Source organism: Oceanobacter kriegii DSM 6294, from assembly GCF_000422845.1.
In the GTDB taxonomy this organism is placed as follows: domain Bacteria; phylum Pseudomonadota; class Gammaproteobacteria; order Pseudomonadales; family Oceanobacteraceae; genus Oceanobacter; species Oceanobacter kriegii.
In genome coordinates, this window is the sequence record NZ_KE383933.1 from 65,600 (window position 1) to 91,182 (window position 25,583).

At 54.1% G+C, this 25,583-nt stretch carries 21 protein-coding genes; 7 read left to right on the top strand and 14 right to left on the bottom strand.

Annotated elements, in window-relative coordinates; all coding sequences use genetic code 11:
• The 3 genes from G516_RS24815 to G516_RS24155 form a co-directional block, all read left to right on the top strand.
• A partial coding sequence (locus G516_RS24815; protein WP_028294853.1) for a hypothetical protein occupies positions 1-414 on the top strand: 414 nt, incomplete at its 5' end.
• A 13-nt stretch (positions 415-427) separates the two neighbouring features.
• Complete coding sequence (locus G516_RS23235) at positions 428-700, top strand: hypothetical protein (RefSeq protein WP_036537423.1); 273 nt, start codon at positions 428-430, stop codon at positions 698-700.
• The gene (locus G516_RS24155) at positions 697-1,764 is read left to right on the top strand and encodes a zonular occludens toxin domain-containing protein (RefSeq protein WP_051219595.1); all 1,068 of its coding nucleotides are present in this window, start codon (positions 697-699) and stop codon (positions 1,762-1,764) included. The genes G516_RS23235 and G516_RS24155 overlap by 4 nt, the downstream gene beginning before the upstream one ends.
• A gap of 25 nt (positions 1,765-1,789) precedes the next feature.
• On the opposite strand, the gene G516_RS0118185 is transcribed toward G516_RS24155, so the two are convergent.
• From G516_RS0118185 to G516_RS0118195, 3 genes are all read right to left on the bottom strand, one after another.
• Positions 1,790-2,425, bottom strand: a complete 636-nt coding sequence (locus G516_RS0118185; protein ID WP_028294854.1) for a DNA-binding protein — start codon at positions 2,423-2,425, stop codon at positions 1,790-1,792.
• Between the two features lie 562 nt (positions 2,426-2,987).
• Positions 2,988-3,914: a beta propeller repeat protein gene (locus tag G516_RS0118190; protein WP_028294855.1), complete on the bottom strand. Its 927-nt coding sequence runs from the start codon at positions 3,912-3,914 to the stop codon at positions 2,988-2,990.
• 9 nt (positions 3,915-3,923) lie between these two features.
• A complete protein-coding gene (locus G516_RS0118195; protein ID WP_028294856.1) occupies positions 3,924-5,720 on the bottom strand; it encodes a hypothetical protein in 1,797 nt (598 codons plus the stop codon).
• Between the two features lie 398 nt (positions 5,721-6,118).
• Here G516_RS0118195 and G516_RS0118200 point away from each other — a divergent pair, with 398 nt between their 5' ends.
• From G516_RS0118200 to G516_RS0118215, 4 genes are read left to right on the top strand one after another with little or no spacing between them, the layout of a single operon-like run.
• Positions 6,119-7,966 (top strand): type VI secretion system Vgr family protein, encoded by a 1,848-nt coding sequence (locus tag G516_RS0118200; protein WP_028294857.1) that lies wholly within the window; start codon positions 6,119-6,121, stop codon positions 7,964-7,966.
• A gap of 15 nt (positions 7,967-7,981) precedes the next feature.
• Complete coding sequence (locus G516_RS0118205) at positions 7,982-8,275, top strand: PAAR domain-containing protein (protein ID WP_028294858.1); 294 nt, start codon at positions 7,982-7,984, stop codon at positions 8,273-8,275.
• Positions 8,265-9,047: a hypothetical protein gene (locus G516_RS0118210; RefSeq protein WP_028294859.1), complete on the top strand. Its 783-nt coding sequence runs from the start codon at positions 8,265-8,267 to the stop codon at positions 9,045-9,047. The genes G516_RS0118205 and G516_RS0118210 overlap by 11 nt, the downstream gene beginning before the upstream one ends.
• A gap of 44 nt (positions 9,048-9,091) precedes the next feature.
• A complete protein-coding gene (locus G516_RS0118215) occupies positions 9,092-9,541 on the top strand; it encodes a hypothetical protein (RefSeq protein ID WP_028294860.1) in 450 nt (149 codons plus the stop codon).
• A gap of 42 nt (positions 9,542-9,583) precedes the next feature.
• Here G516_RS0118215 and G516_RS23245 read toward each other — a convergent pair whose 3' ends face one another.
• The 11 genes from G516_RS23245 to tssC form a co-directional block, all read right to left on the bottom strand.
• Positions 9,584-10,249: a PP2C family protein-serine/threonine phosphatase gene (locus G516_RS23245; RefSeq protein ID WP_036537469.1), complete on the bottom strand. Its 666-nt coding sequence runs from the start codon at positions 10,247-10,249 to the stop codon at positions 9,584-9,586.
• An 8-nt stretch (positions 10,250-10,257) separates the two neighbouring features.
• A complete protein-coding gene (gene tagF, locus G516_RS0118225; protein ID WP_028294861.1) occupies positions 10,258-10,986 on the bottom strand; it encodes a type VI secretion system-associated protein TagF in 729 nt (242 codons plus the stop codon).
• Positions 10,983-14,531, bottom strand: coding sequence for a type VI secretion system membrane subunit TssM (gene tssM / locus G516_RS0118230; RefSeq protein WP_028294862.1), 3,549 nt, complete (start codon positions 14,529-14,531; stop codon positions 10,983-10,985). The genes tagF and tssM overlap by 4 nt, the downstream gene beginning before the upstream one ends.
• Positions 14,528-16,000: a type VI secretion system protein TssL, long form gene (gene tssL, locus G516_RS0118235; protein ID WP_028294863.1), complete on the bottom strand. Its 1,473-nt coding sequence runs from the start codon at positions 15,998-16,000 to the stop codon at positions 14,528-14,530. Before tssL ends, tssM begins: the two co-directional genes overlap by 4 nt.
• 271 nt (positions 16,001-16,271) lie before the next feature.
• Positions 16,272-16,760 (bottom strand): Hcp family type VI secretion system effector, encoded by a 489-nt coding sequence (locus tag G516_RS0118240; protein ID WP_028294864.1) that lies wholly within the window; start codon positions 16,758-16,760, stop codon positions 16,272-16,274.
• A 148-nt stretch (positions 16,761-16,908) separates the two neighbouring features.
• Positions 16,909-19,587, bottom strand: a complete 2,679-nt coding sequence (gene tssH / locus G516_RS0118245; RefSeq protein ID WP_028294865.1) for a type VI secretion system ATPase TssH — start codon at positions 19,585-19,587, stop codon at positions 16,909-16,911.
• Positions 19,588-19,728: 141 nt separating this feature from the next.
• Positions 19,729-20,727 (bottom strand): type VI secretion system baseplate subunit TssG, encoded by a 999-nt coding sequence (gene tssG, locus G516_RS23250; protein WP_051219596.1) that lies wholly within the window; start codon positions 20,725-20,727, stop codon positions 19,729-19,731.
• Entirely contained in the window at positions 20,724-22,553 is a 1,830-nt protein-coding gene (gene tssF / locus G516_RS0118255; RefSeq protein ID WP_028294866.1) for a type VI secretion system baseplate subunit TssF, read from the bottom strand. The genes tssG and tssF overlap by 4 nt, the downstream gene beginning before the upstream one ends.
• Positions 22,546-23,043, bottom strand: coding sequence for a type VI secretion system baseplate subunit TssE (gene tssE / locus G516_RS0118260; RefSeq protein ID WP_028294867.1), 498 nt, complete (start codon positions 23,041-23,043; stop codon positions 22,546-22,548). The genes tssF and tssE overlap by 8 nt, the downstream gene beginning before the upstream one ends.
• Positions 23,043-23,888 carry a type VI secretion system accessory protein TagJ gene (locus G516_RS0118265; RefSeq protein ID WP_028294868.1) on the bottom strand — a complete coding sequence of 282 codons (846 nt, stop codon included), beginning with the start codon at positions 23,886-23,888 and terminating at the stop codon, positions 23,043-23,045. Before G516_RS0118265 ends, tssE begins: the two co-directional genes overlap by 1 nt.
• A gap of 105 nt (positions 23,889-23,993) precedes the next feature.
• The gene (tssC, locus tag G516_RS23255) at positions 23,994-25,514 is read right to left on the bottom strand and encodes a type VI secretion system contractile sheath large subunit (protein WP_051219597.1); all 1,521 of its coding nucleotides are present in this window, start codon (positions 25,512-25,514) and stop codon (positions 23,994-23,996) included.
• Positions 25,515-25,583: the final 69 nt, after the last annotated feature.

Consider the following 25,583-nt stretch of genomic DNA (forward strand, 5'->3'; position numbering starts at 1 on the left):
ACTGGCACCGACACTGGCACCGACACTGGCACCGACACCGACACCGACACCGACACCGACACCGACACTGGCACCGAAACGGATTCAAGTGGTGATGGTGTTTCCGATCTGGTTGATCTTTTTGAAGGGACCACAACGTTCAGTGGCTCTGATTCAACAATGACGATTGAGTCAGTCCATCAGGAGTTCTTTGACGAATTGACGCAAACCCCGATTGTTGTGGCATTCACTGGGGTTGCTGACTGGTTCGTCATTTCAGATTCAGAGTGCCCGGAGTTCTCTTTGGTCATTTTTGGCGAGACGATTTCAACCGACATTCATTGTCAGCTCGCGGATGTTTTCTTTCCGATCGTTCAGACATTGTTCTTGATCGGTTGGCTTTTCGCTGGATTCAGGATTATTGCCAGTGCTTGAGGGGGGTTGAAGGATGGAATGTTCAATTTTGGACTTTGGTTGTCATGCGGATGCATTTTTGACGCTTCTGCACGACATGTTTTTGGGCTTTTATTCGGCATTGCTTCTGGGGGTTGTGGCAGTTTTTGCTGCGATTCCTTACCCAGATTTTCTTGACAGTGATGTTCAGCTTCCTGCGGCGATCATGTACGGCGCTGACATGTTCATGCTCGAAACGGGCGCTCAAATTATTGTTACCGCCTATTTGACAAGATTCATTATTCGAAGGATTCCGGTGATTGGATGAGTATCACTTCTTACACCGGGCTTCCCGGGCATGGAAAATCGTATTCTGTTGTCGCTTATTCCATCATCCCTGCATTGCGGGCTGGGAAAAATGTTTTTACAAACATCCCGTTGAATCGAGACTCCGAAATCTTGGCTGATCATGGTGAAAGGATTCATCAATTCGATATTCAGGATTTGTTGAATGATGAATCATGGTTCCAAAGTGTTTTTGTTCCTGGCTCGCTTTTGGTGATTGATGAATGTTGGCGATTGTGGCCTGCGGGCATGGCTGCATCGAAAATGCTTCAGTCGCACAAGTCGTTCTTGGCGGAACATCGCCATATGGTGGGTGATGACGGTAATTCAACTGAAGTCGTTCTGGTCACTCAGGGCCTGGAACAATTGGCGAAATTTCCCCGCGATTTGGTAGAGCGTACCTACTTGCATCGGAAGTGGTCGAAGGGTCGATCTCGTGTTGGAATTTATGGGGGAGCTGCAACTGGCCTGAAGCCTCCTCGCACTCAGTTACTTGAAAGTCGACAGATTGCATTCAAGAAAGAAGTGTTCAAAGCCTATCAGAGTCACACGAAAAGTAGTTCAGGCGGTCCCGGTGATGAGTCGACTTCGGATTCGCGTGGTTCGTCGTTGCTGAAGTCGCCGAGGGTTTTGATTCCCTTTGCGATGTTCGTTGTTGTGGCAATCTATCTGGGGAGCACGTTTCCTGATCGAATAGCGGCTCTCTCGGGAAAAAAAGAGCGTGAAACAGTTGCGATGGAGCCTGTTGACACTCTGTCGGTTCCTGCTTCGCAGAAAAAAAACGTTGGTGCTGCGCATTCGCTGCTTTCATCAAAATTCGACATTGTTTGGAACAATGGGCGGCGTCCGTTCATAGACTACATTTTTCGTGCAAAAATTGCAGGAGGCTTTGCCGATCTGACGGTCTCGGATCTGGAAGCATTGGGTTTCGTCGTCGAACCTGTTGGTCAGTGCCTTGTGTTCATCACGTTCGGGAGTCAATCGACAGAAGCCACCTGCAGCCATGCTGACGATGAAGGGTCTGGATTGATCCCGATTGAGGTGTGAGAGCCAACTCGGGTGGTTCTTTTGGTTATTCGTCATCCTCGATCATTTTATAGATGGTGTAGTTGTTATTAAGAGAATTCCTAGTTATGGCAAGAAATTCCTCAGCTATTTCTACGGCTTTGTAGTTTCCGGAACTTATGGCGTCCCCTTTTAAACTGCTCAAAAGACTTGTGATGCTGTATTCCACATTCCCAAGGTTTGATCTTGCACAATTAATTAGGGAAATTCTTCTGGTGGCCTTTTCCTTGTAATTTTCTGAGAGTTGATTGTAGTCTTCTTTGACTTGGGCGATTTCTTCTCCGTTTTCTGTTTCTTTCAAAATGACTCGGAGTCGATCGCACTCAAGAAGTGCTTTATCACGTTCATTTTCGGCATTTTTAACGAGTTGATCGCAGTCTTTTTGAATCCGGGCGATTTCTCGTTCCATTTCTCGTTTCATTGTGGATTCAATCTTCTTCCAAAGCTTTTCTGACAACTCATTGAACCACTCGGGAGATTCTTTGGTGGCTTTGGGTTGGCCTGTTTTGTATTCACGTACGATTGGCGCAATGGTGGACATCGATCCTGAGCCCAATAGATTCCTGACTGAAACGTTTGTGACTGGTTGGTTTGTTGACTCAAGCTCTTTGCAGGCTGCGATGATCTTTTCTTCAATGCTCATGGTCTTCCCTCCGTTTGGTATAATTGTATTATAGCACTGTAATTACAACGATTACAGCATTTACATGTAATAAATTACACCATTGCACTTCTTTACTTAGGCTGTGAATCAGGTCAATGAGCCGTTTTCCTGATCAACTAGCAGGGCCCCGCTTGCGGGGGCGCAGCCCAACTGATGGACGCAGTCCATGATTAACGGGGGGAGCCGCTTGCGGGGGGCGCAGCCCATTACGACCTGTTGCGGAGTGCCATTTTGCCCGGACTGCGGGTTCAACTCCCGCCATCTCCACCATATTCCATGAAAGCCCAAGTGATTCGTTCACTTGGGCTTTTTTGTGCCTGCGAGGTGGGATTGCAGAAGTTGTAGCGTCCCCCTCCCCTGATTAGTGCCACTCATTATTAGAGTTTCTCCGGGGAGGTTGCTTGTTCAGGATACTCGCTTGGAGTCATAACGCCGAGTGATTCGTGTGGTCGTTCTTCCTTGTAGTCTTATTCTATAACTGAGACCCCCCCTTAAACACCAAAATATAAATATGGAAATTTCTCTAACCACAGACTACTGATCAAATAGTATTATATCTCGACCAAGGTTTAGGGTGTGTTGGGTTATACTCAACATACCAAGCCCTAGGCTGCTGCTCAGCTGGTATAAAAAATACGGAACCGCCTGAACTAAAAACCCCGACAGGATTCCCTTTATCCTTGAGGCATACAAATTTACCATCAGCATACTCAAAAATACCTTTAGCACCACCAGCTAAAAAGACTCTATTATCAATATTACCGACGCCGTACCAGGAATATCCAGCAACACCTATATCGCAAAACCCATCAATTGCATTACCTTTCAGAAGCCTGCTATTCCTACCAGTAATGTAGACAGTTTTGCTATCCACTACACAGACATCAGTAAAAGCTTCATCATCCCCAACGTCATCCGGCAAAATAACCTTCGACCATTTCGCACCATTCCAGTGAAATATATTTCCACTGTATCCAACAACATAGACATCATCCAAACCACTCCCATCAATTGAATTTGGGGATTCAAAAAGAAACTCTTCCTTCCACTCTGCACCGTTCCAGTGTAATACTTCACCATTAAAGGAAGTCACCCAAACATCATTATCTGACGTCCCCCAGACACCGTTTAGTTGCCCCCAAAATATTTGTTTTACATTCCATTCAAATCCATTACCCGAAAATTCAAGATTTTTATAATGTTTCCCAGAGAAACTAGCACTTGCTGTAGTATATACATCCCCGTGATCATCAACCACCCAAACTGAACCTGAAGGAGATATCCAAAATGCATTTAACTGACAGTTAACACCAAGAAGTTGATCATGAGTATTATCACTACAAAAAGCTAACTGACCAACAGCTGACAAAGGATCCGATTCGTCATACATCGTATACAGTGAATATCTCCCATCAGTAGACCTCGCAGCATCGATAACATGTTCAATCTCATATTCTTTATCTGACATAAATCCCCCTTAGAAATCGATTCTTTCATCACTAGTTGTTGATGGAACACCACCACCACCAACCAAGTTCGACATTTTGGCGCTTTTATCTACACGCAAAACATCCAACTGATTTTCGTACTCTATTCGTATCGCTTTCGCGACATCTGCAGCATCATCGGCTGGAATTCTAGCCCCAGTAACACCTTCAGATATCTCAACATTTATATCCGAAAACATTTTTGCTGTAGCAGATTCCATATGATCGAGCCACTGAGTCACTGTTGCAAACTCACCTTTTTTGTTTAGAGACTGAGCATACTGTTTCTCGACATCAGTTATATAACGATGCTCGGTTCCTTTACTTTGATCATCATAAACAAAGTAGGTAAAAGCATCGCCTTCGGTATAATCTCCAAACTCACTTCGAATAGGAACGTCAGATCGGCTCTCTCCTGATTTTGCATCTCTAGAACGCTCCATGAAATTTGAATGTGGAAGGAAGTGCTCTCGCTGGAATCCTGGCTTGCTAATCTTTTGGAGTTGCTTGTAAGGGCCTACCACAACACCATACTTTGCAAATAGAGCCTTTCGAACAGCCACATTGGAAAGATCTCTAGGCTGATCCAGTAAATTTCTTCTAGAACTATCTGGAGTTGAAGATATTTGTCCATCCGGGTACACCCTCACTTCTTCGACCACTTCATCCGCTTTCATCTCGACCTTACGCATCAACCTCGCCATGTCGCACATAAGGTCAATCATTTCGAGTGTGAAAGGGCCGATTCGGGAAAGTTTCGCAGCCTTTGCCGCACCAGCAGAAAATGCCTTGCCTGCTTTGGCTGATACCTTTGCTAAAGTACCACCACCACCACTTGCGAAGGCCAAAAGAACTTCAACACCAACCTCTAGCGCAAGCCGGGTAGGAAGCGTTCTGCTATCGCGGAATGGAAGGCTCTCGTAACGTGCTTCAAGGTAATCAATAAGAAGCTGACAGGTCAGTGGATCGCTCATAATCAGATTGAAGAAATCCAGCCCCTGCTGCATTTTGGCAGCCACTGTTTCTGCACTCTTCATCCAGCCATCAACCCTGATACCAATGGCTTCCAGATCCTTGCGAGCAGCTTCCTGGTTCCCCATGACATAATTGGCGAAGGCACGCTTAGCAAGCATCTTCACCTGCGCATGAGCCACAACAACTTCGGCCGTCACTTCTATAGCAAAGATCAATAAATCAAGGATTCCGACAATCGTATCGTAAGCAAAATCGACGGCCTCAGCACCGGTATCAACAGCCTCAACCAGTTCCCGGTGGATTGCGTTTTTATCCCAATGCAGCTTGTCGGCTTTATCTTTGCCGATCCAGAACTCCTCCAGATCTTTTGCAAACTTGTCTGCTAGTTGTGTTCTGAGCGCATTGATTGGAGAACTTTCACTAGGTTCATATCCTGTAGCATCACTATAGATAGTGTCATTGATATTCGACATGCGACGCGCTGTCTGCTCGTCCAGCTTAAATGCCCGCAATACACCAGACATGATCAGGTCGCGCAGGTCATCCTTTGTGGAACCGAAAAGCCAATGGCTTTCTATCTCCCTACCGGAGAGTCGATACAGATCCAAGATCTGACCATCATCAAACTCTTCCAGTATCCAATCCAAGTCCGTTGAAAAAGTGAAAATTGAGGGGTCTCCAGCAAAGCCCTGACGCTTAAACAAGAGAAATGTAGAAGGCTGGAAGTCCTGAGCAGCAAAAATCCAGAACTCTTCCCCCAGCTGAAAGCCCAGCAGAGAAGGATGAGCGACAGGCACCACAGTGGCAGACATTACACTACCTCCTGAAAATATTCAGAAGCCGGTACGACTGCATTTTTCATAGATCTGGTTCTCATTTTGACATCCATATCGGCCACTGTTTTTCCTTTTTATGACGTAAAACACAAAAATATTATTTTTGTGAAATACGCATAATCTCACCTTAAAATTTCGTATGGGGATTTTTGTTTCAGGCCTTCTTCAAGTCAAACCACAAAGAGTGACTCTATTCTCGATTTCATAAATCCAGACAATAAAACCAAAATTAAATCGGTATTATTACGTCGTTAAAAATCCAGAATTATTTGATTTGGTTCACATATTCACCTGATCAGTGGTTTGGTTAAGAAAGCCAACAACCACCCTGAAGGCCCCATGGATACAGGGCCAATCAATAGAAAGGAGCCGACATGGCAAGCTTGCAGACCCAGGACAAACGCCTTTTCCGTATCGAAACCACCCTGGGATCAGGGGTTTTGGTTGCCGATAACATGGAATGTCAGTTTTCCATGTCGCGAGGATTTACATTTAAGGTCAATGTATTTTCGGAACAAAATCACAGTTTAAAACCAGAAGACATAGTAGGCACATCTGCCACTATTGAATTGATTAAAAGCGATGACAGCAAACGTTATTTCAATGGACTGGTTTCAGAATTATCCGCCAAAGGCACCAGTAATGCGGGCGAACGCAGCCTGTATCAGCTGACCATTACTTCCTGGCTGGAATTGCTGCTGGCTCACCGCTCCGATTGTCGTATTTTTCAGGACGAACCGGTCGACAAGGTCATCAACACCATTTTTGCGGACTACGGCGACAACGCCAAATTCAAGGTCGATCTGGCCAACAGCCACAGCAACAAGCGCTTCTGGGTGCAGTACAACGAAACCGACCTGGAGTTTTTCAAGCGTATTTGCCAACAGTCGGGCCTGACCTTCTACTTCACCCACAAAAATGGCCAGCACACGTTGAACATCACCGACGATGCCAACTCATTGCCTGCCATGAGCCCGGCCAAGGTGCGAGTGCAGTCACACACCCCTTCTGTCGACCACCTGACCTATTGGCAAAACAGCGGCCGCTTTGTGACCGGCAAGTACAGCGAAACCTCGTACAACTACATGACGCCGCAGCAAAAAGTGGAAGTGAAATCCAATGCCGCTGGCAGCATGGCGGGCGCCACCGGCGTTATGGATCTGGAGTCGTACGTTTACTCCGACACCATCGAAACCAAGGGCGATGGCAAGCTGCGTGTCAGCGCCCGCCGTGATAACGAAACCAATCGCTCGTCCATTTTCCATGGCGGTGGCGACTGCCGTGGCCTCGACCTAGGCCATCACTTCAGTGTCGAGCTGGCCCCAGTGGGCGGCATTATTGGTGCCTTCGAGCAAAAAGACGAAGAGTTCACCCTCACCCGCATGGTGATCAGCGCCGACAACAACCGTGGTTTGTTCAACTGCCGGGTAGAAGCAGTGCCACGCGGCACGCTGATTTTCCCGGATGCTGCGGCACCCAAGATTCAGGGGCTGCAAACCGCCGTTGTCACCGGCCCCAAAGGCGAAGAAATTCACACCGATGAATACGGCCGCATCAAGGTGCAATTCCACTGGGACCGGCTGGGCAAATCCGACCAGGAAAGCACTTGCTGGCTGCGGGTAATGCAGGGCTTTGCAGGCAGCGAATTCGGTGCCTATTTCTTGCCACGGGTAGGCCAGGAAGTGGTGGTCGCGTTTGAAAACGGCAATCCCGAACGCCCGTTCGCCTTGGGCTCGCTGTACCACACCGAACACAAGCCACCTTACTCTGCCCAAATGGGCACGCGTTCGGGCATTCGTACCCGTTCGATGAAAGGTGGCGGTGTAGACAACTGCAACGAGCTGTACTTTGAAGACAAAAAGGGCGAGGAAGAGGTCTATTTTCAGGCTGAAAAAGACCACAACGGTCTGGTTAAGAACGATCAGACCTTCACCATTCAGCATGACCAAACCCTGACCATTCAGAACGATCAGAAAATCGATATTACCAACAAGCACACCGAAACCGTGGGTGCGGATAGCTCACTGGATATCGGTGGTAATCAGTCGGTCAGTGTTGGTGGCGATGGCAAGCAAAAGTTTGGTGGCAACCTGCAACTGGAAGCCGGCGGCAGCATCACCATCAAGGCCGGCAGTAGCATCACACTGCAAGTGGGGGGTTCCAAAATCACCATCGACGGCGGCCAGGTAGCAATCAAGGCTGGCGCCATTATGCTGAACTGATCAGGAGGATCGAACATGGGAAAACCCGCTGCCCGACTGGGCGATATCGCTTCCAACCACGGGCCATGGCCGCCAACCCCCATCCTGGCTGGCAGTGGCAATGTGCTTATTAACAAACTGCCCGCCGCCCGACAGGGCGATATGGTGTTGTTGCATGTTATTCCACACAACCCACCGCACCCTCGCAGCATTTCTGCAGGTTCCGGTTCTGTGATGATCAATGGTATTCCTGCCGCTCGCGTTGGCGATGCCATTTCCTGTGGTGGTTCCATTGCCGCTGGCTCGGGGAACGTGATCATTGGCGGCTGATCATCATCATCATCATCACGATGAAGACGACAACGCGCCGCAAGCGCCGGGCACCATTGAAACCCTGCGCTACCTGGCCGTTCGCGATCACCTGGATCAGGCGATGGGCGAACAAATCGTCTTGCTCGACGACCCGGATACCGTCTGCAATCAGCTCAATGCCAAGGCCGACGAACTGGAAAGCCTGCCCGAAGCAGAGCGAGAAGCGTTGGCGCCCATTGCCATTGCGCAGGTATTTGCCCAGGCTGGTATCGGCGAGGACCCACAGCGTGCCAACAGCAGTGATGGCCCCGTCGCGCCAAGCTCTGGTGCTGCCCATGTGCTGCCGCAGAATATTTCTCCCGAAGACGTACCCGCCACACTGGAAGCCTCTCAAGCCGGAGTCTACGGCTATGTGCCCGGCCCGGATTCCCGCTTTCACAGCAGCCGTTATCAGGTGGACTGGACCAATGCCCAGCAAGTCGAATGGGTGCGGCACCAGCGCTTGCTGTATCTGCAAACACTGGTATCTCGACAACAGTGGCTGGAACAGCAGGGATTTGATTCAGAGGCAACAGGGGCAGACGTTGAACATGGCTATCTCAATAGCGATCTAACGAGTGCTTCAGACAGCGAATCGAATAACGAACATCCGAACTCTCTGAATCACTCGCTAAGCCATCCAATAACACCAAGAAGCGCCCTGTACCCCACAGCGGCGGACTATCAGCAGTTTTTGCTACGCCGGGATATCGAGCTGGACTTATTGACTGGCCTGGCTGAAGTTGTCTGAAGCCCTTGCGAGCAAGAAGCAGCCGTTTTGAAAAAGGACATCCAATGATTCTGGCCAGACCATTCAATCGTTGCGGCACTGGAGTCGAGTTCGACCCCATGACCGGGTTTTGGCAGCCCGTTGAGCAATCCCAATCCGCAGCAGAAGCACAGCCAGACGTCAGCGGCTGTCTGTTTGCCTTACCCCATCAAGCCTGCGCGATTTACCGGCAAGACCAGCAACTGGTGTTGCAAATCAACCATCGTATCTGGCATTTGAACAGCGACGACTGTGAGGTGAAGTACCTGCACTGCGTCAGCTCTGGCACCACCACTTTCACCATTGCAGACACCATCAGCAGCAAAGACATTACCTACACAGCCTGGTGGCAAAAGCTCGGGTTATCACGCCCGGGCCAACCAGAGGAAGACGAGCAACACGACTTCTTCGCCTACGTAGCGGAAGTAGCTAACAACGCCGAGCTGCAACAGAGCTTACTGACCCATTGGAAATAAAGGCACTTGGCGGCATGTCATTCTACTGCTGCCTAACGGGCGCTACACATCCACAATAATGCTGCTGAAGTTATCCGGCGCCCCCCGCCGCAAGGCATCGTAGACCAGTCGGTTGTTGATCTGGTCGATGTCTTCGTGCCATTGGCGCAGGGTGTTTTCCAGCTGCTGGTCGGTGATGACCTTGTTGATGCCATCCGTGCATAAGTAGAAACGGTCGCCCTCGTAGAGGTAGCCGTTAACGTAGTCAATAAAGGGCTCAGGGTCGATGCCAATGCCGTGCAGCAGGCCGCCCTCGTCAGCGTGGTCGCGGCTGAGCATTTGCAGGCGGTCGTCGCGCAGCAGGTAGCAGCGGCTGTCGCCGGTCCAGAAGCAGTGAAAGTGCTCCCCCTCCAACACCAGCGCCACAAAAGTGGTGCCGACAATGCCGTCTTCGCTTTGCCATTTCGAGAAGTCGTACACTTCGCGGTTGGCGCTTTCTACGGCGCTGGCCAGGTGCTCGACCAAACTGGCACCGCTGTGAGTTCGTGCCGCCTGCTGCAAGTGAGTAACCACACACTGGCTGGCGTAGTCACCTGCTTCATGGCCGCCCATGCCGTCGGCTACCACCCATAAGCCGGATTCCGGGGCCACCAGAATGCTGTCTTCGTTGCGCGCCCGTACCAGGCCTTCATGGGTCACACCCGTGGACGCAATACCACCTTCGATCATCAACACGCTTACCTTTCACCGTCCATGGGAAGGTTCATTGGCCATCCCCAATGTTGCCAGCGGCCATCCAACAGTGCCGCAAACTGCCCGGCGTCCGGCATTTGCGCCGATACCGCCAGACAGGGTTCGATATGTTCCGAGCCTGCAGTCCACCACAGGCCAAACGGGCCGAACGCGCGTTCGGTCAGTCCCTGCATCAGGGTGTGCATCAAGCCAGAATGGCTATGGCCGCCCAGATTGCTCACCAGACCGGCACGAGCCGATGAGTGACCGGCGTCCATCTGGTATTTATCCAGCAGCGCAAATCGCGGTTCCGGGATGCCTTCTACCTGGCCGATCCAGTGGTTGTAGCTCATGTCTTCGTCGAGCACGTTCAGCAATACCGATTCAGCACCATGAAACCATTGCTCGCCGTTCAAGTAGGCCGACCACGGATCGTGGTCAGCGGCGTGCATCATGGTTACCGGAAAATACCGCCCCACTTCATCAACGCTGGGCATCAGTAATCCCACTACGCCATGAGGGCTGATCAAGCCCGGCGACAAGGCAAAGTGCCAGATCGGGCTGGTGAGGTAATACTCGATCCATTGATCGCCCAACTGTTCCTTGCTAACGCTGATGCTGGCCTGCAGCCACTGGTGCCACAGCTCGGTCAGTTCCTTGTCGAGGAAGTGGTTGATGAACTCGGCCTGCTGGGGAACCTTCCCGAACAGGCCACAGTTGGCCGAAAAACTCACAGGCGCTCCGGCAGTTCGAAGTTGCGCACGTCGTTCTGGTCGAACGGGTTATAGACGCTGCCCGGCAACACCAGGAAGCTGCTATCGATACCGGAGACTTCAAACGACAGCATCCAGTCGTCCTTGCCCTTGCGCTTCTTCAGTTTGCCTTCGCGGTCAATCAGCCGGAACCAGCCCCACTCGCCATCGGCACGGGTGCTGATTGGCGTGCCTTTGCTAACCAGTGTGTACGTCAGTCGGCTTTGTGGCTCGCCGCCCGGCCAGGTCATTTCCGTTGAGCGGATCGGGCCGTGGCCGTAATCCATCGACTCGCCATCCATCACCAGCGTGACCTTGTTGACGCTGCTGTTCAGTTCGTCCGGTCGAATGGTCATCGGCACCTGCAAGGCATCACCGCCGTTAAACCACGACTGCTGAATCCGATGGGCACGTTCAAACATGCGCAGGCTGGATACGCTCAGGCCAATGTTTTTCTTCCAGCGCCACGGAGTGCGGGTGGTATCAACAAACGGCGCAATGTATTCGCCGAAGTAGCTGTCCAGCGTGCCGCCCGGGCCAAAGAAGGTAGCGAAGTCGGCCAGTCGAATGTCCTGATCGCTGTTTGGATTGATCGGGTAGCGGCCTTCCAGAGCAACTTTGTAGAAGCCGACAACGTCGGATTTCCAGGCGTTGTTCAGGTGGCCTTTGGCAGCAACCACCGTCACTTGCGAAGTGTTCTGGGCAACAGATTCAAACCAGCCCTGAACAACCTGTGGCGATTCCGCCATGGCTTTTTTGACGGCATTGAGCGCCTGGCCACCGGACTGGGAGTTCAGGCCCGCTTCAAAGGCAGTGGCTTTAACGTCATCGGAATACGACAGCGACTGGAAGTAGTCATACAAACCATTGAACGACTCTTGCAGTTGGTCCAGCTGGCGGCCCTTGCCTTCCGAGGTGTAATCGTTGATTTCGTAGAAGTGATCGCTAACTTCCTGCCCCGGCAGCTCAGCGCCATCGGCCAGATCAGACGGCACCAGACGCTTCAGGCGGTTCAGCTGGTTCGGTCCAAATTCTTGCGAGGCTTCTTTAAGCGACTCTTTCTGCTCTTCAGAAATGCCCGGCAAGGTGCTCAGTGCGGTGTGTTTGCGAACCGCATCCAGCACTTTCACCAGCGGCTGATCGGCACCGGCCAGCATACGCACCACGGCCTGACCACCATCGACGGTACTGAACGAGCGAATGCGCAAATCGCCCAGGTAGTCGTCCCAACGCTGGTTGTATTCGGCGTAGTAGTACTCGGCAACGCGCTTGCTGATGGCGTCGATGTCGTCATCGCTCAGCTCGGCGTGCATGTCATCACCGTAAATCCACTGCTCATCGGCCAATCGTTGGGCCATGCGCTGACGCTGTACGTTGAAGTTGGTGTGGAAGCCGTTGTAGGTGAAGAACTCCGGAATACCTTCTGGCAGGGCTTTGCCACTGCGGCGGTAGAACAGGATCTCGGCTTTTTTGCCCAGCACCGATTCGACGTCAAAACCTTCCTTGCCGGTTGCCAGCGCATCCAGTTTCAGGCGACGGTACAAGCGCTGATCCAACGGCGTGCGGGCCAGAATGTCGCGGGCGTCTTCCACCACTTCTTCGTTCATGGAACGAGGGTAACGTGCGTTAGCCAAGGCTTGCTGCAAGTGCATCGCCAGGTTGTCACGCAAGCCCTGATTGAACTCACCCGGAATGGTGCGTGCCCACAGCAGGCTGGCCCACACTTCAAAGCCTTCGGTGTCCATATGCTCCGGGCTGAACAACATCAGGTAGTACTTGAGCGACTCGTACAGCAGCTCGTCATCGTCTTCGGCGTTGCGAATCTGCTCGGACATCATCCGAGCCACGTCACGCATGAAGTACACACTCAGGGCATCCAGATAGGTAGCGCGCAGCTGCACGCCAACCTTGTCGCCCTGGTACAGACCAAAGCCTTCCGCCAGTGCGGGTGATGCATCGGCATCGCTGTAGCCCGTTGGTGCATCACGCAGGGTGTCCATGGAACGCGACAGCGTCAGCCAATCGGAAGTGGTGTCCAGCGAGCCGCCGGATTCCTTCTCGAACGCCATAACGGTCTCGTCGACCTTGGCCAGGTACTGCTCGTTCAAATCCATGCTGTTGTTCCACGCATACAGCATGCCGGCAAAGCCAGACAGTCCCAGCATCATGGCACCACGATACAACCATTGATTTCGTTGCCGCACACGGGCATTGAGCGATGCCAAATCAGCCTCCGCAAAGATCACATTTTTAAGCAGGTTTTGAACAAAGTAAGAGCGTGATTCACGTGCCGGACGCTCGGCCGGTGCAGTGCAGTATTCCGCCGGCAATACCCCGCCCGCCCAGCGCGACGGCATGGCGGCCTGAGTGCCACTGACGAAATACACCCCACGTAAAATAAATGGCTCTTCAAACTGGTTGGGGCTGAAGATGTTGCCAAGGAAACCGGCAATCGAGGCCTGCAAGACGTGCATCTGGCGCGGGAATTCAAAAATCAGATTACGTTTGCCGGGCGACGATTCGTCGTGCAGTCGGTTGCGCACCTGACCATTCATGCGCTGCACCAGATCGTCGTAATGGGACGGGAACTGCTCCAGAATCTGTCGTGCCTTATTGGCACCCAGCTCTTCAAAGGTAATGCCCCACGGCTGCTTGCGGTCTTCATCACTCATGCTGGTGAAGAAGCTGTTGAAGCCGGTAATGCGGTCCATTTTGGTGAACATCACGTACACCGGCAGCTCCATATCCAGGTGCGCGTTCAGCTCCTGAATACGCTGCTTGATGGCGGTGGTTTGCAAGCTCAGCTGAGTGTCGGTTTTGGTGATCAGGTCTTCAATGCTGACCGCCACCATGATGCCGCTGAGCGGCCGTTTCGGACGTGCTTTTTTCAAGCGGGTAAGAAACGACAGCCAGGCGTGGGATTCCACTTTCTTGGGGTTGTCCTGGGTGGTGTAACGACCGGCGGTATCAATAAAAATGGCCTGATCGGTAAACCACCAGTCGCAGTAGAGCGTGCCGCCCGCGCCCTGAATGGGCTCTTCGCCCATCTGGCTTTTGAGCGGGAAATCCAGCCCGGAATTTTTCAGTGCGGTGGTTTTACCGGAACCCGGCGCGCCGATGATCATGTACCAGGGCAACGAGTAGAGCTTGTCCTTACCAAGCGAGAAGCCGGATTTACGCCCCTGCATCAGGCCGATGGCTTCTTTCAGACGGCCGCCTAACACCTGCTCTTCATGGCTGCTTTCCGCCGATGGCGTTTCGCCGTTACGATTTTGTACCGGCTCATCAATGGCTTCTTCCAATGCTTCGCTGGACTTGCGGGCCGAATGGTTACTGCGCAGGTTGTTCAGCCCCCACAACACCAGCACCACAAAAATCACGCCCAGACGCACCACGTCGGACTCCAGCGGCTTGTAGTCGGCAATGGCGATCACCGGACCGATGAACCACACCACCGCCGCCAGCAGAATGATGCCGATCAGGGCCAGAAACCATCCCTGGGTAATAAACTGAATCATTTTCTTCATGACTGGTTACTCTCCGCCGCTACTGCAACCGCGACATCGGTTGCAGCCGGGCTTTCCTTGGCTTGCGGATAAAGGCTGGACGCCTGATCTTCTGAGCTGGCACGGGCACCGCTGTGGTACACATCAATCACCACCCGACGGTTTTGCGCACGGCCTTCGGCGCTGTCGTTACTGGCTACCGGCTCACGGTCGCCACGACCTTCCGGCAACAAGCGGCCGGTCAGATCGCCCGAATGCCCCAAATAGCGAGCCACGGCCGACGCGCGCGCCAGCGACAAATGCCAGTTGGATGGGTAACGGGTGGTACGAATCGCCTGGTTGTCGGTATGGCCGGTGACAACGATGCGGCCAGTGGTGGTTTCCAGCGCCTTGGCAATCTTGTCGAGAACCGGATTGAACATGCTGTTGAGCTCATCCGTACCCGAACCGAACAGCTCACCGCCTTGCAAGGTCAGCGAGGTGTGGGTCATGTAATGGTCAATTTTGATCAGACCACGTTCCACTTCCGGCGCCAGCAAGGTCATCAGGCGAATGGCTTCCGGGTGCGGCTCGTTGGTTTGTGCCATGGTGACGTTTTCATGGGGCACCAATGCGGCTACACGGCTGGCGGTGGCGTCGGACTGCTTGTTGAGATCCATCAGCAGCCAGCTGTAAATACCAAAGCCGCCCAGCAGCAACACCGCCCACAGCATCCATACCGGCAGGAAGGTGAAAATCTTGCCCTTCAGGCCAGCCGCCGGTTTGATCGATGGCGACAGCTCTTTCGGCGTGTCGTCATCACGGCTACGAATCAGCAGCTCGTACATCTGGCTGCGAATCTGTTCAATCTTGAACGGGCCTTGCGGGTGTACCCGGTACTTGCCCATGAACCCCAACGACAGCACCAGATACATAAGCTCAATCAGCTCCATGTGCTGACCCGGGGCAATCATCACCTGGTCCAGCAGGCTGAAGATTTTCTCGCCGCCGTAGGTTTCGTTGTGAATGGTGCTCAGCACGCTTTTTTGCGACCAGCTGCTGTGTTCACCCCAGCTGGTGTTCAGTGCCGTTTCGTCCAGCAGTGAACACAAAATGTAAGACGCCTGGTGGCGGGTGTCCGGGTCGATGGCAGCCGCCGACAAACGGTGTTCAAACTGCTTCACCAGTGACACCACCTCACGCTGCAACGAAGCAACGTCAACCTGACCGTTCAGCTGCCGCAACTGTGGCACCAACGCCAACAGCGGATCGGCGGCGGCCAGCAATTTGGCATTAGGCACATCCAGCGAGCCGGCTTCGGGGTCGAGGCTGATGTTTGGATCGAGGGGTTTTTCGCGCCCGCGAATCACCGTACGGTCGTCTTCCAGCGGCATGGCTGCCGCCGAGCGTCCCGGTTTGGGTCTGGGCTTGATGATGGTTTGATCCGGATTTACAGGGGCCGAAGGCCTGCCTCCCGGACGAGGCTTGATAATAGTCTTGTCGCTATCCATACCGATTTCCATACTGCCAGCGCGCGATATTACGAAATAAATACCCGGCAAGACGCTGCCATATATCCCTGAGTGATATTAAATTCAATATTGCCTGAAGCGGAACTGGCGCACAAAAAATAAATCAAACCAACGTTAATTTATTGAATCCGATCACACTATTTATGTGAATAAATTCCGGCCAATACAAGATAAACACAATGCGTAAAACGCAAAATGCCCGCGCAAGGCGCAGGCATTTTTAACTGCATCAGAAGAGCTAAATTGAAACTTAGCGCTTGCTGTTGGTCGCAGTGTCGTAACCAACGGCGATAGCGGCTTCGGCGTTGCCATCTTCGTCGTATGGAGTGTACTTAACTTCAACGTCAACGAAGCTCACAGTGATGTGCTCGGAAGGACGCTCGTTGGACTGGGAAGACGCGTGAACAGAGTAGTTGCTGATCAGAGCGTTCTTCAGGGTGTACTCCATGTATACGTCGGAGCCAGAGCCAGTACCGGTTTTGGTCAGGTGGATAACCACGTCTTTACCAGTACCGCAGCAGGATTCGATGAACACTTTAGGGGTAGCGCTGTCCATGCGACGGGTCAGAACCAGGTCGGTAATTACCGCATTGGAAGACTCACGGTCGCCTTGGGTAGAAGTAGAGGAGGTGATCTGACGAGCCACGCCCCACTGGATATCATCTACATCCATCCAGCCTTCGTGACCTGGATCGGAAGCTTCACCGGTAATACCATCGTAGTTAACAAAAATAGACATAAGAAATCCTCTCTATCGTCCTTTATAAATGAGTGAGAATTGCTGAAAGCGGGTGCATTCTATAACAACCAATTTGATTGAATTTGAGCAGTAGTCCCGCTTTTATAAATCCTGACAAAATTAATTTTATTCTCTGAAAGAGCGTTAATTATTTGATATCAACTTCAAATTCGCGGCTTTCAGATAATGAGAGATATATCTCACTAACGGATTCATTTTTTGTGAGCCAGGCCAGAACTTTTTCAGCCAAAAACGGTAGCAGCGAATTGTTCAGCAAAATGGCAATTCGGCGCGCTCCGGTATCCGACTGCTGGCACTGCTCGATGATGTAATCCACCACCTCGTCGCTGTAGTTCAGTTCGGCCTTGTAGTTCTCGCGCACCCGCTTGGCAATGGAAGCCAGTTGCATACGGGCAATCACTGCCAGGCTGTCTTCGTCCAACGGGAAGTACGGAATGATGTTGATACGACCCAGGAACGCGGGCTTGTAGGTTTCGCGCAGGGTTGGGCCAATGGCATCCAGCAGGCCTTCCGGCGTTGGCCGGGTATCCGGGTCCATGCACAGCTGCTCGATCTGATCACTGGCGGTGTTGCTGGTCATCAGGATGACGGTGTTTTTAAAGTCGATGTCGCGGCCTTCACCGTCTTTCAGCATGCCCTTGTCGAACACCTGATAGAAAATATCCTGCACGCCCGGATGGGCTTTTTCCATTTCGTCCAGCAGCACCACACTGTAAGGCTTGCGACGCACGGCCTCGGTCAGCACACCGCCTTCGCCGTACCCCACGTAGCCCGGAGGCGCACCCAGCAGCATGGACACCTTGTGCTCTTCCTTGAACTCGGACATGTTGATGACGGTAATATTTTGCTCCGAGCCATACACCTGCTCGGCCAGTGTCATGGCGGTTTCGGTTTTACCGACGCCGCTTGGGCCCACCAGCATGAACACACCCAGCGGCCGTTTTGGATCGCTAAGGCCTGCACGGGCAATCTGCATCGACTTGGCAATGCGGGCGATGCCGTGAGACTGGCCAATCACGCGCTCTTCCATCACTTGCTGCAATTGCAGAATGCTGTTGATCTCGTCGGCCTGCATGCGGCCTACAGGAATGCCGGTCCAGTCGGAAATCACGCTGGCAATCACATTGGTATCAACGCACTCGTGAATCAGTGGCTGCTGTTCTTGCAAGGCCAACAGCTCTTCGCGACGGGCCGCCAGTTGCTGCACCAGTCCTTGCAGTTCGCTGTTGTCGCGGAAGGCATCCGACAATGAGTCGCTGGCCGCTGCGTATTCTTGCGACTCGTCAGCGGCAGACGATTCAGACACCGCCAGACGAATGGCTTCGATTTGCTGGCGCAGTTCGATGATGGCGTCGATGACGGTGCGTTCCTTATCGAACGCCGCTTGCAGCGACAGCTGTTCATTGGCGTTGTTATCGAGCTTGGCATTCAGCTCGGCAATCAGCTCCTGATGGTCAAAGCCATCGTGCTGTTCTTGCTCCAGACGCTGGATTTCAAAGGTCAGGTTTTCAATCGCGACCTGACATTGCTCCAGTCGGGCCGGAATTGTGCTTTGGCTGAGGTTCACCCGGGCGCAGGCGGTATCCAGCAAGCTGACACACTTGTCGGGCAGCTGACGGCCAGGAATATAACGATGCGACAGGGCCACGGCACTGACGATGGCTTCGTCCAGAATCACCACGCCATGGTGTTGCTCCAGCGACGGCGCAATGCTGCGCAGCATCACGGTGGCCTGATCGACCGTTGGCTCTTCCACTTTCACCACCTGGAAACGGCGGGTCAGCGCGGCATCGGATTCAAAGTATTTTTTGTATTCCGCCCACGTAGTGGCGGCAATGGTACGCAGCTCGCCACGAGCCAATGCCGGTTTCAGCAGGTTGGCAGCATCGCCGGAACCGGCCTGATTACCAGCACCAATCATGGTGTGGGCTTCGTCAATGAAGATCACCACCGGTTTTACCGATTGATTGACTTCCTTGATGACGTTTTTCAAACGGTTTTCGAACTCGCCTTTCACACCGGCACCGGCTTGCAGCAGGCCAATATCCAGCGAGTGAATTTCAACGTCCTTGAGCGCATCCGGCACGTCGCCGCGCACAATGCGCTCGGCCAAACCTTCCACCACGGCAGTTTTACCCACGCCGGCTTCACCGGTCAGGATCGGGTTGTTCTGCTTTTTGCGGGTCAGAATATCAACCATCTGGCGGATCTCATGATCACGGCCGATCACCCGCGGCAGTTTGCCGTCACGAGCCATGTCGTTGAGGTTGATGGTGAACTGATCCAGCGCCGGGGTTTTGGTCGGCGCTTTTGGCTCGCCTTCAGCAGCCGCGGTTTGCGGTTCGCCATGGGTCAGCAGACCATGGCACTGCTCGCGGAAGGCCTCGACATCAATGGCCAACAGGCATGGCGCCGCGTTTTTCAAACGCAGGCGCAGCACATCGCTTTCAACCACCGCCAGCAGAATGTGTACCGGGCGAATGCTGAGGGATTCGTAACGGGTAGACGCCACCATCCAGGCTTCAAACAGCAAACGGATGATGTCTGGCGCGATTTTCGGGAAGCCCTCGCCGCTGGCGTTCAGCAGCTCCAGCGCTGCCAGCGATTCGCGGTGCAGCTTTTCCATATCGATATCAAAGTGCTTCAGCACCAGACGAATATCGTTGGGTTCGTGCTGGGCGATTTCCTGCAGCAGGTGTTCAACGTCGGCCGCCGCATGGCCACGGGAAGCAGCCGTTTTAACTGCGCTTTCCAGCAGGCTACGGCTCTCGTCCGAGAGGTTTTTGATCAGCTTGTCCAGTTCCATAATGCTTCCTGTCTTGGCTCCCTGTGGCGCCCTGCCCGGTTTGCCTGGCGCCGGTGCTTCAGTGGTTTTGATTTATCGGGTGAAGGTACGCAATGCGGGCCTTCTGATACGCTTTGCTGGCCTCACGCCATTCGGCGGCCATCAGCCAATTTTTACTTTTTCGACCATCAGGCCATGATCGCCAGACGGCTTCAGCCAGGTGGTTCGGCCCAGTTGGGCACCGCCGCCCAGTGTTGGCAGTGAATCGCTGCGGTCGCGGAATTTCAGCAACACGTCGACGCTGATCTGGGTCGGTACGTACAGACGAATCAGTCGCTGCAACTCGTCGAAGGTGTCGGTGCCGCGGCGAATACGGGCGTAGGTCGGGGTATCCATCTCGCCAATTTCCACCGAAATGCGGCTTTGCACATCCCAGCAACGGCGACCCGGTAACACCCCGGCCCCCAGCTGGTTATTGGCTCCACGGCCACGGGTGCCCAACCTCAGGCGGTCGTGCTTCTGAATGGGCAGCCAGTGGCCAACAAAGCTGTTGACCTTTACCGGCAACTCGAGAAAGTCCCGCAGGACGTCTTCCAGCGACGATGCCGAACGAATCGAGCGGCTGTACTGGCCGGAGTAATACAAACTGGCTTCGCTGCCTTCGTCGGCATGCTGGCCAGACAAATTGCGCAAGGTGCGGCTGTACGGGTCCGGGGTTTTCAGGCCAACGTGCAAATCGTATTGGCGCGGCAGCCGGTACTTGATCCAACCGCGATAAAACAGCGAGATCAGCCGGTGGTTAAAGATGTCGAAAAAGTCCGCCAGGGTGCTGTCACGACGGCGGCTGCGTTCCATCAGCAATCGCGAATAGTGTTGCGGCAGTACGCCGCTGGGGCCCGCCAGGCCCATAAAATTCACAAACAGCTCCTGCCGGGCGCTGCGCGGCTTGTCGTTCTGACGCGCCGCCGCTTCGGCAAAACCCAAGCCAATGGAGGAGCGGAATTTCACCACCTCTCGGTTCGGCGGGCCGTCCTGACCCAACAAGACCCGACGCTGATCGCTTTGCTCCGCGTCACTGGAACCGGCTTCTGCCTGACGTTCCAGCTCCCGTACCAGCGTGAAGAAGTCGACCGCGTCGGTAGCCACCGGCATCTTGCTCATACCAGTACCTGCGAACCGTTACGCGGCGGCCACTCGATGTGTGGCTGGGTTTTATGCTGCAACTTGACCACCAGCTGGGTGAAGCTGTTCATCGAACACATGTGAGAGAAGAACTCACTCAGCAGCGCGCTGAACAAATACAGGCTGTTGCTGCTGTCGAACAGCGGGTCGAATTCCAGAATGATGCGGGTACCCTGCACCAGCGCCGCACGGCCTTGCTGAATGATTCGGGCGGTGGTGATTTCGGTGCTTAGGCCGGTAATGCCATTGATGATGGCACCGGAGCTTTTGCTGCCTTGCAAGTCGTACAGGCGCAATACTTCACGCAGCACTTCTACACCGTCGTCCTCGCCAAAACATTGCAACGAAATATGGTGAATCAGCTGCCAGCGGGTGGCTTCCTGCAAGCGTGGTTGCAACGACGGCGTGGGTGGCAACAGGCAGCTTTGACGCAAGCCAGAACCGCCTTCGTAAAACGCCACCCGCGGTTCGCCCGGGCCAAACGGCAGTTTTGACGGTAAGTCGCGGTTGGTGGCGACCACATCGGCTTCAATCACCCACTCCTTGCGGTCTTCTACCGGGCCAAAGCGGTCGTCAACCAGCGCCAGCCAGGTGTCGGTGCCACGGCTTGGCAGTCCGCTGTGCCAGTAGCTGTTTTCACGGCGTACACACCAGTACATGTCGCTGGCATCCTGATGATGGCGACGTACCTTGTGGGAGCCGTAAAACGGGCTGATTTCCAGTCGCTCGCCGTGTGGCGGACGCGCGTTCACCTTCTTGATGGTGTGAATATCCGCCAGCTGGCCGTAGTTGGGCGCAATGCGCAGTTTGAACTCGTCACCAATCTTGGCCATGCGCACCGGCTCGGAACGCTCGTCAAACAGGTTCACCACCGGCGTACAGCCTGGCTGCAAGGTGGTGCTGTCGACCGCCTGCACCAGTTCCGGGTCGGTGTCGGAAAAGTAGAAGTACAGCTGAAAACCTTCCGGCAGCTTTTGCCAGATATTGCGCAGGCCGCTCATCTCGGCAAACAGGAACTTCTCGGGGAAGACAAAGAACTCCGACAGCAACCGGTGACCCCGACTGCTGCGACCGTCGAATGGCACCAGCGATTCGTTATCGCCCAGTCCAATTGGCTTGAGGCTGTCCGGCGTCAGGTACAGCACGTCGGTGGCCATTGGGTCTTTGGCCACGGCAACGCCCAACAGGTTGTTGAACAGGTACTCGTACAAACGGAACGCCACTTGTGGTTGGGCGTTGATAAAAAACTGCACCGAGTCGGCTTCGATACCGGCCAGATCGTTCAATTTGATCGGCTCAATGCTGACCTTCATCACCGACTGCAAGCGGCCGTTGGCCATGTAACTTGGCAGCGGCGGCGCTTTCACCGGAATCGGCGCAAAGCTGGCATCGCCCACGCTCAATGGCAGCACGGTGTTGTCCATGGTGGTGCGGAAGTGGCAGATAGTATCGCCACCGCCCAGCTCCATGCGAGTTTGGGCAGGCACTTGCGCGGTGTGGGCCATTTGCGGAATCACCCGCTGCTGAATCACCGAACAGGATGGCACCGGCGCGTGATAGTCCGGGTACAGCAGGCCCATCATGGCCTCGGTCAGCTCCGGAAAGCTGTCGTCGATGTTGCGACGAATGCGCGAGGTCAGAAAGGCGAAGGATTCAATCAGGCGCGAGACGTGAGGGTCTTCAACGATGTCCTTGTCGAGACGCAAACGACCGGCAATTTTCGGGTGCTGGTCGGCAAACTCGGCACCGGCCTTGCGAATGTAGGTCAGTTCACGGTTGTAATAGGAGAGCAGTTTCTCATCCATGATTCAGTTCCCTTAACCGCAGGGAGCGGTCGATCGTTTTTACCCGTGAATCGAGAATCATGTGGATGGGGTCGGGTTCGACCAGCAGCATCCCGGTGATCTTGATATACAGCGTGCGTTCGTAGTCTTCGCCCACCGGCACCATGTCGACCTGAACACGCGTTAGCCGCGGTTCGAACTGCTCAATCAGTTTGGCGATGGTCCAGCGGAATTTCTGGCGGTCGTCTTCGGAATCGAACTGGATGTGGCTGAAGTCGCGCAGGCCATAGTTAATGACCGACTCTTCCACTTCGCGGTGACGCTCCAGTTCGTATTGATGCGCCAGCCGGGTGTTGAGCAGGTTCTCCAGATCGCGGCGAACCCCCTCTTTCATCTGTTGCAGCAACATACTGTTGGTCTTGTGCCCGTCGGACGGCGTTGACGGGTCCTCGTCGATCAAACGATCAAGCAAGGAAGGCAATACCGGTTGATGTGCGGACACCCGTGCCATCAGGCTTCTCCTGCCTCAGCGGTGGCCACCTCACAGTCCACTTCACAGGCCAGCCAGCTGACGTTTTCCAGCTCGTTGATGCTCAGCACCTCTTCACCGGCCAGCCAGTTGCGCAAGCCCTGACCACGCATCACCTCGCCCTGTTCCAACCAGTCGGTCGCCAGACCCAGTTGCTGTTGGTCGTTGAGTTCATGGCCTGCCAGATTCGGGTAGATGGCGGGCACAAACACTTCACCTTCGGTGCCGTTCGACAGCACCAGCGTGGCCTTGCGCCAGATCACATCCAGCGGGCGTTCCGGTGCATGCAGTTGCAGTTCGCGGATGTCGTTGTAATCGACCCAGAAGTACTTGCCGTTAGCGCCCATCACTTCCAGGATGCCGGCGTTAACGTCGTCGAGGTCACGCAGCCACACACGTTCGCCGTTCACCGAGAACGGGCTTTGGTCGTCTTCCGGGGTGTTGGCGTCGACCTTGGCCAAACACTCGCCAATGGCCTCGGCGTTGTTTTCTTTCAGCGCCAGCAGCAATGCCAGGGCGTTTTCAATGCGTGGGCTTGGCAGTTCGATCACATCCGGAATCGCGCTTTGCTCGTAAACGTCCTTACGGGACTGCGACGCACGAATCAGCTGACGCCAGGTGTTCACCATCAGCAGACTGGCTGGCTCCAGTGTTACCAGCGTGTTGAGCTGGTTGTCGGCACGTTCAAAATCCCCCTGAATGCACAGCAGCTCGGCCAGAAACGCGCGCGCAGCGGCGTCTCCCGGTTGCTCGCGCACTTCCTGCAACGCCTGTTCGATTGCTTCCTGCAATTTGCCTTCACGGTACAAAGTGTGGGCTGTGGCCATGTGGGTTCTCCTGATCATTCCGTGTTCGTTAATTCATTGTTGACGCTGGTGCCAATGCGCCCTGAGCAGACTTATCTGTTTTGGGTCTTAGCCGTTCTCTCGGGCTTAGCCGTTCTCGACATTGCCCACCGCCAGCTCGGTCACCAGCTTGATGCTGGATACCAGTTGGTCGAGCTGGAAATGCGGTTTCAGATAAATCACACAGGTGAAATAGCCCTGCTTGCCCGGTGCTTCGCGCACTTCAACGCGGGATTCCGACAGCGGGTAGCGAGCTTTCAGCGCCGGTGAAGAGCCTTCACTGGCGGTGGTGTACTGGTTCAGCCAGTTCTGCAAAATACGCTGACAGTCATCGGCGCCGATGTAGCTGCCGACCTTGTCGCGGCCAATCATCTTGATGTAGTGACCAAAACGGGCGACGCACATCATGTACTGGATCATCGCCGACATACGGGCGTTGGTATTGGCAATTTCGGTGTTCATGCGGGCTGGCATGTGCAGCGAGCTGTTGCTGTAGAACACGCTCACTTCGTTGTCGTGGTAGCTGCACAGCGGAATAAAGCCCAATTCGCTGAGGTCACGTTCAAGGAAGTCGTCAATCTGCACGATGGTGGCCGGCTTGCTGGCGATGTCTTCGCGGCGTTCGCTGTAGTCGCCATGCACCATGTTGCGGACGATGCCGCCTTCGCCAAATTCGTGGGTGCCGCCACGAATGTCGGCAAACCAGCCGTTGTTGGCAAACGCCCGAATCAGCACGCCGCCCATGGCATAACAGGCGTTACCCCAAAGGTAATCGGCCACGCCGTTGTGCAGGCCTTCGTTGTACGGCAGCGGATCTGGGCGGGTTTCGTCGGCGCGCCAGGGTTTGCGCATCAGCACATCCGGCAGCACCATGCCGACAAAACGGGTGGATTCCATCTGACGCAGGCTGCGCCAGCGGGTGTACTCGGTCTGGTCGAACACATCGTGGTAATCGGCCACGGTGGCCAATTCGTCCATCGAATCGAGGCCGAACAGGCTGCTGTCGACCCCGACCAGGAATGGACACAGGGCGGCAGTGGCCACCTGTGACATCTCCCGCAGCACATCCACGTCGGTCATGGAGTTGGACGGACGTGCCTTGTGGGACATGCGGTAATCCCCCAGCAGTACGCCAAATGGCTCACCGCCCGGGGTATCAAATTCGTCGCTGTAAATACGTTGGAACAGGTTGCTCTGGTCGAACTCGATCGCCTTGCCAAGATCGCGAGCCACTTCAGCCCAGCTGATGTCGAGCATCTTGATCTTGACCATCAACTCTTCGTCGTAGTCGGCTTCGGTTTCCACCAGATACAGCAGGCCACGCCAGGAAGCTTCCAGCGCCTTGAACTGTTCATGGTGGATGATTTCGTCGAGCTGGCGAGCAATGCGCTCTTCAATTTCAACAATGGCCCGGCGCAGCAGGTATTGCAGCTGGCCCGGTTCGCCGGCAGCGGTTCGCACGGCCAGTCGTTGCAGCCAGGCCGCATCGCCCGAGCGCGATGGCGCTTCTGGCTTACGGGCCGGCACGGCACTGTCGGTCGGTACATCCAGTACCGTTTCCAGCAGCGTGCGGGTTGGCTGATTGTCCGGTTGTAGCAGGTTGCTCATCTTCCGTGTTTCCGGGCTCTTCCGTTAAGTCGCCAACAACAAGAGCCCTCGCGGGTGCGAAGGCTCTGC

Coding starts and splice junctions, on each gene's coding strand:
- G516_RS23235 (WP_036537423.1), top strand. CDS start 428: ATGGAATGTTCAATTTTGGACTTTGGTTGTCATGCGGATGCATTTTTG.
- G516_RS24155 (WP_051219595.1), top strand. CDS start 697: ATGAGTATCACTTCTTACACCGGGCTTCCCGGGCATGGAAAATCGTAT.
- G516_RS0118185 (WP_028294854.1), bottom strand. CDS start 2,425: ATGAGCATTGAAGAAAAGATCATCGCAGCCTGCAAAGAGCTTGAGTCA.
- G516_RS0118190 (WP_028294855.1), bottom strand. CDS start 3,914: ATGTCAGATAAAGAATATGAGATTGAACATGTTATCGATGCTGCGAGG.
- G516_RS0118195 (WP_028294856.1), bottom strand. CDS start 5,720: ATGTCTGCCACTGTGGTGCCTGTCGCTCATCCTTCTCTGCTGGGCTTT.
- G516_RS0118200 (WP_028294857.1), top strand. CDS start 6,119: ATGGCAAGCTTGCAGACCCAGGACAAACGCCTTTTCCGTATCGAAACC.
- G516_RS0118205 (WP_028294858.1), top strand. CDS start 7,982: ATGGGAAAACCCGCTGCCCGACTGGGCGATATCGCTTCCAACCACGGG.
- G516_RS0118215 (WP_028294860.1), top strand. CDS start 9,092: ATGATTCTGGCCAGACCATTCAATCGTTGCGGCACTGGAGTCGAGTTC.
- G516_RS23245 (WP_036537469.1), bottom strand. CDS start 10,249: ATGATCGAAGGTGGTATTGCGTCCACGGGTGTGACCCATGAAGGCCTG.
- tssM (WP_028294862.1), bottom strand. CDS start 14,531: ATGAAGAAAATGATTCAGTTTATTACCCAGGGATGGTTTCTGGCCCTG.
- tssL (WP_028294863.1), bottom strand. CDS start 16,000: ATGGATAGCGACAAGACTATTATCAAGCCTCGTCCGGGAGGCAGGCCT.
- G516_RS0118240 (WP_028294864.1), bottom strand. CDS start 16,760: ATGTCTATTTTTGTTAACTACGATGGTATTACCGGTGAAGCTTCCGAT.
- tssH (WP_028294865.1), bottom strand. CDS start 19,587: ATGGAACTGGACAAGCTGATCAAAAACCTCTCGGACGAGAGCCGTAGC.
- tssG (WP_051219596.1), bottom strand. CDS start 20,727: ATGAGCAAGATGCCGGTGGCTACCGACGCGGTCGACTTCTTCACGCTG.
- tssF (WP_028294866.1), bottom strand. CDS start 22,553: ATGGATGAGAAACTGCTCTCCTATTACAACCGTGAACTGACCTACATT.
- tssE (WP_028294867.1), bottom strand. CDS start 23,043: ATGGCACGGGTGTCCGCACATCAACCGGTATTGCCTTCCTTGCTTGAT.
- G516_RS0118265 (WP_028294868.1), bottom strand. CDS start 23,888: ATGGCCACAGCCCACACTTTGTACCGTGAAGGCAAATTGCAGGAAGCA.
- tssC (WP_051219597.1), bottom strand. CDS start 25,514: ATGAGCAACCTGCTACAACCGGACAATCAGCCAACCCGCACGCTGCTG.